The following is a 10961-nucleotide window of genomic DNA, read 5'->3' on the forward strand; positions in this document are numbered from 1 at the left end:
CTTTATTTCAGAACACCCTCGGAATGGACACACGGCACTCGCGCGATGGTGTAATAATAATGCCCTACAGGGGTGCCGTCTTTGCAAACGGTCAGTTTCTTCACTTCTCCCACGCTCCAACCATCCCTGATCAGTTCATCTAAAGATAGCTCCTCTGGGTTTTTGCCCACGAGCAAGAGCACCTTAGCGTAGGCGCGCAAACCCTTGCCCTCCGGAAACCAGTATTTATACATGAGGCTCTCTTTCCCGAAGAAGCTGGGACCAGCGGTGTAGGTTATCCCCTCTCCTTCCTCGTCATCTTTGTCTTCGAGTTTCGTCCGGTAAAAGGCCAGTTCGCTCACAATCCTGTGTTTGTCCATACCGAGCACTAAGGGCTCATATCCTGTGGTCGCTTCAAGCACATCTTCGATCTCTTCCACCTGCCTCGCCAAATCGCTCCATCCCAAAACGGGTGCGCCCTGAGGATAGCCGAGCAGAGGCAAGCCCAAGGTGGCATAATGAAGCGTTACGCCGAAGAGGAGGAAAAGGGCTACAGCCGTGGGGACCCACGCCTTCCGCAACAGGGCGACAGCCCGCGACCCCGTGAAGCCGCACGTCACCTGATACGCCATTAAAGGGACGAGAGCGAGCCACGCAGGGCCGCTCCAGTTCAACTCAACCTCGCGGAAAAGGCTGAAGGCTAAGAAAGTGCACACGGGAACCAGAGCAATCACCGCGCAAAAGCGATGTCTTCGATCTCTGTTACGGCTGTTCTTAGCGGCGAAAACGGCCAAAAAAGCGGCCAAGAGACCGGTAGGTGAGAGGATAGCGATCAAATGACCTAAAAACTGCGGCAGGTAAAACTGAAACATACCGGCAAACCTTCGGGGACCCTGAAACGTGAAAGAAGCCCACCCATGCTCCATGTTCCACAGGATCACTGGCGAAAAGATCGCCAGGGCAAGGGCAACCGCCAGATACGGCTCCTTTCGCCTGAGCCATCGACGGGACGCAGGGTCTACTGCCATAAAAAGCAAGGCCGCCGGCGCCAAGAGCGCTATGGTGTACTTGGAAAGCAAGCCCAAGCCGGCGCAAATCCCCACGCCCCACCATGCCGAGCGTTTTTCACCAAGAAGAGCGCGCTCCAGAAAGTAAAGCGTACCTGCCCAGCAGGCAGTAAGCGGAGCATCGGGCGCCATCAGCATGCCCACCCCGAATAAGAAGGGGAGCCCTGCTGCAAAAAAGAGGGCAACAAAGGCCACGCTCCTGTTATAAAGCTCGCGCGCAAAGGCAAAGAGAAATGCCCCCATGACGGCCCAAGAAAGCATTGCCCCCAACCTCACGGCAAATTCCGTATGGCCAAAGACGGCGGTAAAAAGGGCTATTATCCAAGCTACCATGGGAGGATGATCAAGGTAACCTATATCCAAATGTTGGGCATAGTTCCAATAATAGGCCTCCTCAGGTATGAGCTCCATCACTCCCATGTAAGAAAGGCGCAGCACCACAGCATAAATGAGGAAGATGATAGAGATAGCCCGCCATCGCAGCTCTTCGTGCCTTTCTCCATCGGGGGGAAATACGAAGAAAGCATTGCCGACATAATTCACTGCCGCGGCAGCAAATATCCCACCCATGACAGCCGCAAGCGGTGGCCACCCCCACACTTCGTTAAGCGTAGCGAGCACCCCTCCGCGCAAAAAAAGCGATGCCAGCGCCAAGAAGAGAAAGCGCATATAGCCTGCAAACGAGGTCGGATGAGGCTTCTCTTTAGCGAAGGACCATCTGGCGTTGCAGACGAAGTTAAATAACGTAGAGGAGAAAAAACTCACCACGTGAGCCTGCCCTATGGCCGACCCCATGCTCGCCAAGAGCGAAAATACGGAGAGGTCCACAGCCATGGCCAGAAGTCCCACAACGCCGAAGCGAAAGCCGCTTTTGGCCGACACGTTAGCCCCCGCCAATGCGGCCAACCGGCAGAGATAAGCCCACCCCATCCTGATAAGGTTTATCTTGGAGCGGCCGCTCGCCCTATCCCTGAACGTTATGGGCACCTCGATCACCCTGAGAGAGGAACCACCGGCGACTAAAAGCTCCATGCACACTTTAAAGCACGTAGCTTCAGGATCGAGCGAACACAGGCGGTCGCGGCGCACTGCAAAAAACCCTGACATGGGGTCTTTCACATCGACAAAGATCCTCGCCACGGCCGTGGCCGCAAAGGACGCTACGCGTCGGTAGAAGGGCCAACCAGGGGTGGAGCCGCCAGGCACATAGCGACTCGCGATAGCCATATCATGCGTGCCTTCAAGCAAAGGTTCAACCAGTGCAGGAATGACCTCAGGGGGATGACTCAGGTCGGCGTCCATGACGACGACGATATCGCCGCGGGCAGCGCGAGCTCCCGCTATTACGGACTTCGCTACACCCCGATCACCGTCTCTGGCGAGGAGGCGCACAGGATGCGCCTCCCCCCACTTCAAGACGCGCTCGCGCGTGCCGTCGGTGGAGCCATCGTCCACTACCACCACTTCAAGCTCGTACGGAAGCTCATCGATAAGCGCTACTATGCGAGAAAGAAGAGCATCGATATTCCCAGCTTCGTTTATGGTAGGAACGACGACCGAAACCTCCGGCATGATTTTCTCTCCCCCGTTTATAAGAATTACACCTATGGAATTATCACGATCTTATGGACGTTTTCTGTGCCTACCTGATTCAATCCTTCCTCGAGCTGCTCGAGGGACATGCTCTTGGAGATCAGGTCTGACACTGGCAGGCTCGTCCTGCTAAAGAAATCCAAAGCGTCCTTGAACATCATGGGAGGATACGCCCAGGAGCCGTGAATGTCAACGTCTTTTTGACAGATATAAAATGGGTGCACCTCGGCCACGCCCGTATCGGTATAATGCCCTACTTCGATGAGCTTTCCTCCGCGCCTGACGAAGGTAAGGGCGTCCTCAAATGCTTTGGGATTGCCCGCAGCCTCTATAACCACATCGGGTCCAACGCCAGATGTGAGCTTCTGCACCTCGGCTAACTTCTCTTCCAAGGGGCGCTTCCCTTCAATCACAACGTCGGCGCCGAGCTTTTTGGCCATTTCAAGCCTCTTAGGGAAGAAGTCGGTGACTATCACGAGGCCAGCACCCATGTAACGCAACGCGGCCACGACAAGCGCCCCTATTGGACCTGCACCGATGACCATTGCGCTTTTGCCTGCGCCGAACCCCTGGCCACTGAAAGCTTCGCCCGGATTTAGCGCCCTCTCCACCGCCCTCATGGCTACAGATGTGGGCTCAGTGAGCGATGCAACCTCGTCCGACACGTTGCCAGGAATTTTGAAGGCCCAGGACCTGCCGTCGACAACCACATACTCGGCAAAGCCGCCCAAAAGGTATGGAGGATTTTCGCAATTGGCGAGGCCGTAGACCCTTCGATTGGAGCAGAGCTGTGGTCTGTGCGGCATACTGAGGCAATAAAAACAGCGGCCGCAAGCCTTGGAAGCCGGGGTTACCGCTATCCTATCCCCTACCTTGAGCGGGCCACCTATGACGTTCATCGTGTCGTTAGCCTTGGGCCCCAGCTCCTCCACGACGCCTACGAATTCGTGACCCGGAATGACGGGAAACTTGACCCACGTGGCCTTCCCCGTCATCATATGCTTATCGGTGCCGCATATACCACAAGCCTTCACCTTGAGAAGCAACCCGTCTTCCGGCGCATGGGGCTTCTCAAATTCCCTGAGCTCCAACTTCCCTGGCTTCTCCATAACCATAGCCTTTACCTTGGCCATTTCACAACGCCCCCTTGTGATATTTTGGTTGAACGGCAGGGCACAAAAACCGTCCTGCACTGGTCATAATATCGCTAAAGGTGGGCAGGGGCAAGCTTCATTATGTCTTCATTGTATAATGAGGTTTGAGCGCAGATGACGGGCATGGGCCCAAAGCTGGGGGGATCGGGAAAAATGGGAAGCGTTCTTGTATTCGCCGAGCGAAGGCGTGATGGCATACACCCCATAACGCACGAGCTGTTGGGCAAGGGAAGGGAACTTGCCGATGCCTTAAATCTCGATGTGCACGCAGCGCTTTTGGGATGCGACCTAAAAGAGGAGTGGGCTCAGGAGTTGATATCCAGAGGCACCGACATCGTCTTTCTCTTCAATTCACCGACGCTGGCCCATTTCGACCCCACAACCTACAAAGAAAACCTGGTTAAGCTGATCCGAGAGACGAGACCGGAGATCGTCCTCTTCGGCGCCACGCATTTGGGCAGATCGCTCGCGCCGCGCGTGGCCGCGGCGCTGGGCACGGGACTCACAGCCGACTGCACGGAACTCGCCCCGAACGACGATGGCTCGTTGATCCAGATCAGGCCAGCCTTCACTGGCAACATCTTAGCCCACATAAAGACCCGCACCAGACCTCAGATGTCCACGGTGCGCTACAGGGTCATGAAGCCTCTCCCCCACGATCGCAACAGGCGCGGAAAGGTCGTGCCGATGGAAGCCGTCTCCTGCCCTCCTCCATCGCGCCTGATCCGCGAGGAGGTGGGTGAAAACATTAGCCTCCCCGACGCGGAGGTCATAGTTTCTGGAGGGAAAGGACTCAAAAACCCCGGAGACTTCGCCATGCTGAAAGAGCTGGCAGAGCTATTGGGGGGCGTCGTGGGTTCGAGCCGACCTTTGGTAGACCAAGGATGGATCGGCAAAGAGCACCAGGTGGGCTTCAGCGGCAACACCGTGAGGCCAAAGCTGTATGTAGCATGCGGCATCTCAGGGAGCCCGCAGCATTTGGCCGGCATGCGCGGCTCTGAAACGATCATAGCCATAAACGCAGACCCCTCAGCACCGATATTTCGCGTGGCCGATTATGGCATCGTGGGCGACCTTTACGAGGTCGTCCCGGCGCTCATAACGGAGTTAAAGAAGAGGTGATGACATTGGAGCATATCCTGGAACGGTTAAATGAAATCGTAGGTCCTGATTGGGTAGCGAGCAAACATGAGCTCATAGAGAGGTATCTCTCCGACGAGACCGCCAAAGGCGTTCGTCCCAAAGCTGCGAGCGATGTGGTGGTGGTAAAACCGTCGAACGCCCAAGAGGTATCGCAGATATTGAAGTTGGCCACAGACGCCGGGGTGCCGGTCTTTCCGAGGGGTGGCGGCACCGGCCTGTGCGGCGGCGCCGTCCCCACGAGAAGCGGCATAGTCCTTTCCCTTGAGCGCATGGATAAGATCGCAGAGGTAGATAGGGACAATCTCATGGTCACAGCAGAAGCAGGTGTCACACTTGGCCAATTGGAAGAGGCCGTCGAGGCGTCGGGGTTATTCTTCCCTCCCCACCCTGGGGACGAAGGAGCACAACTCGGCGGCATGATAGCCTGCAACGCAGGCGGCTCCAGAGCAGTAAAATATGGCATTATGAGAAATTACGTAAGGGGATTGGAAGTCGTCGTGCCCACCGGCGAGATCCTGCAGCTCGGCGGCAAGCTCCTCAAGGATAATTCCGGTTACGACCTGATGCACCTCATCATAGGAAGCGAGGGCACCTTAGGCGTGATAACACAGGCTACGCTGAGGCTGTATCCGGCCTTCGCATCCACGGCCACCCTGATAATCCCCTTCGAGAGCCGACATGCGGCCGTGGACGTCGTTCCCAAGATGTTGCAGATGGGCATCATCCCCCTCGCCGTCGAATATGTGGAAAAAGACCTCGTCAAACTCTCGGCCCAGGCATTGGGCTTGAATTGGCCCTGCGAAGAGGGCTCTGCTCAGCTTCTGATCACCCTGGCTGGCGAAAACGAAGAAATTGTATATGACCAGTGCGAAAAGATCGCGGAGCTCGCAGGAAATTCTGGCGCAGCTGAGGCGATAATTGCGGAGCGGCGCGAAGAGCAGGGAAACATTTTGAAGGTGAGGAGCGAGATCTACACCGCCTTAAAGCCAAAGACGTTCGATATCATGGACGCAGCCGTTCCGCCGGCCGAGATGGGACACTTCATGGATGCCATAGACGAGATCGCATCGCGCTTCGGGACGAAGATACCCCTCTACGGGCACGCCGCCGACGGCAACCTCCACGCCCACATTATGGATGACGTCCCGCCAAAAGACGCAGACGCCATAAAGCTCGCCATATACAAAGAGGGCGTAAGGCTTGGGGGTAAAATCACTGCGGAGCACGGGGTGGGCAAGATCAGAAACGACCTCCTTCAACTCTGCCTTCCTCCCAAGGCCATAGAACTGATGAAGGCGATAAAGGGCGCCTTCGACCCGAAGGGCATATTGAACCCGGACTGCGCCCTTTCGTAAAAGCACCCCTATACGCGGGGAGCACTGCCTCTTTCGCGCATAGGGGTTAAAACACCACTGATGGCCTTTTATGCAGCATAGCCAATGGCACACAAATTAAGGCCAAATGCCGCGGAACCGCATCGCCGAGGCTATCCTTCCTATGGCTTGCACGTAGGCAGCCTGGCGCATCCTGATTTTATAATTGTTCTTAATCGCCCATATATCGTGGAAGGATTGCACAATCCTCTCTTCGAGCCTTTCTTGGACCATCTTTTCAGACCAGTAATCGCCCGTCCTTCCCTGGACCCACTCGAAGTAACTCACTATAACTCCGCCGGCGTTTGCCAGCACGTCGGGCAGTATAAGAACGCCCTTGTCCGACAAAATTGCCTCTGCTTCCGGAGTCGTAGGCCCGTTGGCCAACTCCAACATCACTTTTGCCTTTATATCGTTGGCGTTAGACTCCGTTATCATGCCTTCCAAAGCCGCGGGAATGAGCACGTCGACATCCACCCTCAACAAGTCTTCGCCGGAGATCGTCTCACTACCGGGGAAACCTACCACAGAGCGGGTCCTCAGTTTGTGTTCTTTTACTTTATCGTACGAAAGTCCATTGGGGTTATATATAGCGCCCTTGCTGTCCGATACGGCTACAACTTTTAAGCCCATCCCCTGGAGCAATTGGTGAACGAAACTGCCGGCGTTGCCGTATCCCTGTATAGCGCACGTAAGGTCTTTACCGTGAAGGCCCAATTCTTTCAGCGCCTCGCGCAGGATGAATACACCGCCCTGGGCCGTGGCCGTCCCTCGGCCGAGGGAACCGCCCACCTCTATGGGTTTGCCCGTTATGACAGATGGCTCGCTAAAGCCCTTGACTTTCTCATAAGTATCCGCTATCCACGCCATAGTCTGGGCATTGGTGTTTACGTCAGGGGCTGGGATATCGTAATCCGTACCTATAAAGCGAGACACGCCTAAAGCGTAAGCCCTCGTAAGTTTTTCGAGTTCGCCCGTCGAAAGCTCGGCAGGATTACAACTGATGCCGCCCTTGGCTCCACCTAAGGGAAGGCGCACCACCGCGCACTTTATGGTCATCCAGCCGGAGAGCGCTATCACTTCGTCCCTATTCACCTGAACGTGATAGCGGATGCCTCCTTTATACGGGCCTAAGGCATTGTTAAAATGGCTCCGCCACGCCTTGAACATCTTTACCGACCCGTCGTCCAGCCGCACCGGTAGGGAAAGCTCCAACACCTCTTTCGGCTCTTTCAAAATATCGAAATACTCCTGATCGATCTTAAGAAATGGCGCTGCTTCATCAATTTGTTGTTTGAACATCTCATATGGATTTCGCTGCATCTCCTAAACTCCTCCTCTGCTCGATAAAAGATAAAATATGATGGCACTATGATGAAACTTACCTTATAACCAGCCAAAGCCCCGATTAAAGCAACATCGCCACCCCCCATCAAGCGGCCGAGAATCTAAAAAATAATGGGGTAAATTTTAATCACCTTTCTTAAAAATTGCAAGCCCCCAGTAAACAAAATTTCACTCCATCGACCCGCCAATGTTGAAGCCGCTTTTAAAAGCCCTTTCGCATCGCGAACGACCACGGTGGCGTGTATTTTACGCGCCCTTTGCTTCAAGCTCTGGCCCTTGCGCCAACGATATGCTGCGGCGCCGAAAAGCAAACCTGCTTTAAACTTAACAGCACCGCCACATCGTTGCACTATATCAAGGCTGTTCGCTATGTTGTTTTTTCTGAAATAATAACTTTCTCAATTCTGAAAAACATAAGCTTATTTGGTGCCGATATCCGCCAAGGCTTTATCCAGCATTTCGAGGCCTTTCTCGATTTCCTCCCTGTCGCCACCAAAACCCAAACGGAAATAACGTGGCATCTTAAAACAATACCCTGGCACCACAAACGTTTTATACCGCTCTATCAGCAATGTGCACAAATCTTCAGAACTTTTATCTTCGACGAGGCGCGGGAAACCTACTACACCTCCGGCTGGGGAGATCCATTCAACGTCGCTTCTCTCTCGTATCCATTTGTCCATAATTTTGTAATTCGTATAGACCGTCTTTCTTGCTTTCTCCAAGAAAGACTGCTTTCGCTCTAATATGGCAAAAGCAATCTTTTCGCTGACGGATGAATTGCAGATCGTGATTTGTTCTCGAACGGCACGGACTGAATCGATCAACGACTCCAGGCCTGCGACCCAGCCTATTCTTATCCCGGGAACGCCAAAAGCTTTAGACATACTGGAAACGCTAATAGCTCGGGGGCTTATCGTTGCAGCCAGCGGTGGAGGTGTATCGAATGCCAGATCTCGATACGTTTCGTCCATCAACAGATATAAGTTCCTCGATTCGACAAATCGAATGACTTCATTCAGCTCGCTCTCCGTAATCACAGATCCCGTGGGGTTATTCGGATGTGTCAGGCATACCAACTTCGTGTTGGGTTTAATCTCTTCCTTTAACCTTTCCAGATTGAGCCGGAAACCCTCTTCATACCTGAGGAAATATAAGGACACGTCCCGCTCAAGGGAGCTTGGGATTTCGTAAAGGGAGGGATAATTCGGAGCCTCGACTACCACGTGATCTTGGCGCCCCAACAGAGAAGCCATAACCGCGAAGATCGATTCGCTCGCACCGTTGGTTACCGCGACCTGGGACATTTTCAACCCAGGAAAATCACTGGCAATCAGCTCGCGCAGTTCAGGAGCGCCTTTATGATGACCATATCGCAATTCTATATTGGAAAAATCAAGACCAAGATCGCCCGTAGAAAAGAATTTTATGCCGCTTTCACCGATGTCATAGTCAAATTCAAATTGGTATCGATCAAACCAGTCCTCAAGTTCCATTCTTTTGAATGTCACTTCCACAACCTCCTTGTAATGTCACCATGTAATATTTAAGGTCGAACTATATCGTCCTTCAGTTTTTTTGTCAACGCACTCTGAGTATTTAAGGATTTTGCAATTTGAGACTTCTAAAATTAAAACGTTCACATTTATTGGGTTCGTGGGCCTGGATTGACAAAAGCAAGGGGGAAGTTTCAAGATTAGGTAAAATAATAAGACGAGGTGAAAAGACATGATAGAATTTCCAATTTCTAAGGCATTCCAATTTATAGAACCGGGCCCGGTGGTCTTGGTGTCTACCGCCCACAAGGGAAAGGCCAACGTAATGACGCTGAGTTGGCACACGGTAATAGACTTTACGCCACTTATAGGCTGCGTTATAGGCCCCTGGGATTGGAGCTATAACGCCCTCATGGCCACAAGAGAGTGCGTCATCGCTGTGCCCACTGTTGACCTGTTAGAAAAGGTTGTGGACATAGGAAACTGTTCTGGGAAAGACGTGGACAAATTCGCACGCTTTGGACTTACGCCCCTGCCGGCCAAAGACGTCCAGGCTCCTCTTATTGCCGAGTGCCTCGCTAACATAGAATGCCGCGTGGTCGATACCACCCTCACCGATAAATATGGATTATCCATCTTAGAAGGGGTGAGGGCATGGATCGACCCTGACCGCAAAGAGCGCAGGACATGCCACGCCAACGGAGATGGAACGTTCGTAGTCGACGGAGAGACAATAGACTTAAAAGAAAGGATGGTCAAGTGGCAGGATACGCTTTAACCCCCAAGCCAAAGTGGAGCGCGCAAACTTTAAGGTTCTTTGGGCTTCCTCCAAGCCGCCACTTCCCAAGGTTCAATTGGGCCAGGAACTACCCTCATTAACGGGTGAGGGTCTACGTTTGTAACAGAGCAAAGGCTGCGATACCGCTCAATGTCTCGCACTTTAAGTTTGGCCAAAAGATGCTCCCATTCATAATTAAGCTGCCCGTCGGTAACGGGAATTAGCGTGTGTTCTTTTACGGGCAATAACTTACTGCTATCGAAGCGGTAGTTTCGAGCACGAGACTCGGCAAGCACAAATTGCAAATAGGCATTTATAGCGCCGACCGGGTCGGGTTGGTTTCTAAAACGCAACAGTTGCGGGTGAAAGCGATAGCCACAAGCCTCACCCTCGAGCACTGTCTTGGCCAACAACCCCTCCCGCCAAAGCGCTACCAGCCCTTTACCGTCCAAATAACGAGGATGCAGCGACCACAGCCTCATAAATGCCTCACCAACATGATAAAATCTTGGTAAAAACTATTTCACAGCACATTAAAGCTTTTCAAGAGCACAACTAAACTAATTCAGGCTCATCCAAGGTGGTCATTCTTACGTTGCCTGATAATTAAGGACCTTGCAAATTTCACAAACTTTTTATCAACTACGTTTAGCTTTTTAGGAGGTTTCGAAACTCCAAAAATCCACGGCTGCCGAGATAGTGGATAATTCGCTTAGCTTCCTCCCTGACAACTTCATGCCGCAAAGCAACTTCGAGAATATGACTAACATGCTTACGTCCCATATCGATTGTCCAACCCTCTCGGCCTCCTTCGGCAATCTTTCTCAAGCATTTAACGGATTCTACAGGATATGTTTCTACAAAACTGGCTAGATGCTCTAGAACCATATCATCAGGGCTTATTTTAGGGAAGAGTCTGCTGAAAAAACCCATCTCCCTTACTTTATGGTATCATAATACTCAAGAAGCTAACAGCTGCACAGGAGGTCATGCCCTTGTTAGGACGTAGATCGAATCAAGCGACATTCTTC

Annotated in this window: 8 protein-coding genes; 3 read left to right on the forward strand and 5 right to left on the reverse strand. The window is 52.8% G+C overall.

Annotated elements, in window-relative coordinates:
- Positions 1 to 2: 2 nt before the first annotated feature.
- The gene (locus tag EZM41_RS09360) at positions 3 to 2618 is read right to left on the reverse strand and encodes a glycosyltransferase family 39 protein (protein WP_198470838.1); all 2616 of its coding nucleotides are present in this window, start codon (positions 2616 to 2618) and stop codon (positions 3 to 5) included.
- A 32-nt stretch (positions 2619 to 2650) separates the two neighbouring features.
- Positions 2651 to 3772: a zinc-dependent alcohol dehydrogenase gene (locus tag EZM41_RS09365; protein ID WP_198470839.1), complete on the reverse strand. Its 1122-nt coding sequence runs from the start codon at positions 3770 to 3772 to the stop codon at positions 2651 to 2653.
- Positions 3773 to 3946: 174 nt separating this feature from the next.
- Here EZM41_RS09365 and EZM41_RS09370 point away from each other — a divergent pair, with 174 nt between their 5' ends.
- Both EZM41_RS09370 and EZM41_RS09375 read left to right on the forward strand, forming a co-directional pair.
- Positions 3947 to 4915 carry an electron transfer flavoprotein subunit alpha/FixB family protein gene (locus EZM41_RS09370; protein ID WP_198470840.1) on the forward strand — a complete coding sequence of 323 codons (969 nt, stop codon included), beginning with the start codon at positions 3947 to 3949 and terminating at the stop codon, positions 4913 to 4915.
- A 5-nt stretch (positions 4916 to 4920) separates the two neighbouring features.
- Complete coding sequence (locus EZM41_RS09375; RefSeq protein ID WP_198470841.1) at positions 4921 to 6291, forward strand: FAD-binding oxidoreductase; 1371 nt, start codon at positions 4921 to 4923, stop codon at positions 6289 to 6291.
- Positions 6292 to 6387: 96 nt separating this feature from the next.
- On the opposite strand, the gene EZM41_RS09380 is transcribed toward EZM41_RS09375, so the two are convergent.
- Together EZM41_RS09380 and EZM41_RS09385 are read right to left on the reverse strand one after the other, a co-directional pair.
- Complete coding sequence (locus tag EZM41_RS09380; RefSeq protein ID WP_198470842.1) at positions 6388 to 7632, reverse strand: Glu/Leu/Phe/Val family dehydrogenase; 1245 nt, start codon at positions 7630 to 7632, stop codon at positions 6388 to 6390.
- A gap of 443 nt (positions 7633 to 8075) precedes the next feature.
- The gene (locus tag EZM41_RS09385) at positions 8076 to 9167 is read right to left on the reverse strand and encodes an aminotransferase class I/II-fold pyridoxal phosphate-dependent enzyme (RefSeq protein ID WP_198470843.1); all 1092 of its coding nucleotides are present in this window, start codon (positions 9165 to 9167) and stop codon (positions 8076 to 8078) included.
- A gap of 217 nt (positions 9168 to 9384) precedes the next feature.
- Here EZM41_RS09385 and EZM41_RS09390 point away from each other — a divergent pair, with 217 nt between their 5' ends.
- Entirely contained in the window at positions 9385 to 9930 is a 546-nt protein-coding gene (locus tag EZM41_RS09390) for a flavin reductase family protein (RefSeq protein ID WP_198470844.1), read from the forward strand.
- A 29-nt stretch (positions 9931 to 9959) separates the two neighbouring features.
- Here EZM41_RS09390 and EZM41_RS09395 read toward each other — a convergent pair whose 3' ends face one another.
- Positions 9960 to 10412 (reverse strand): pyrimidine dimer DNA glycosylase/endonuclease V, encoded by a 453-nt coding sequence (locus tag EZM41_RS09395; RefSeq protein ID WP_198470845.1) that lies wholly within the window; start codon positions 10410 to 10412, stop codon positions 9960 to 9962.
- Between the last annotated feature and the right edge of the window lie 549 nt (positions 10413 to 10961).

This window comes from Acetomicrobium sp. S15 = DSM 107314, from assembly GCF_016125955.1.
GTDB classification, from domain to species: Bacteria; Synergistota; Synergistia; order Synergistales; family Thermosynergistaceae; genus Thermosynergistes; species Thermosynergistes pyruvativorans.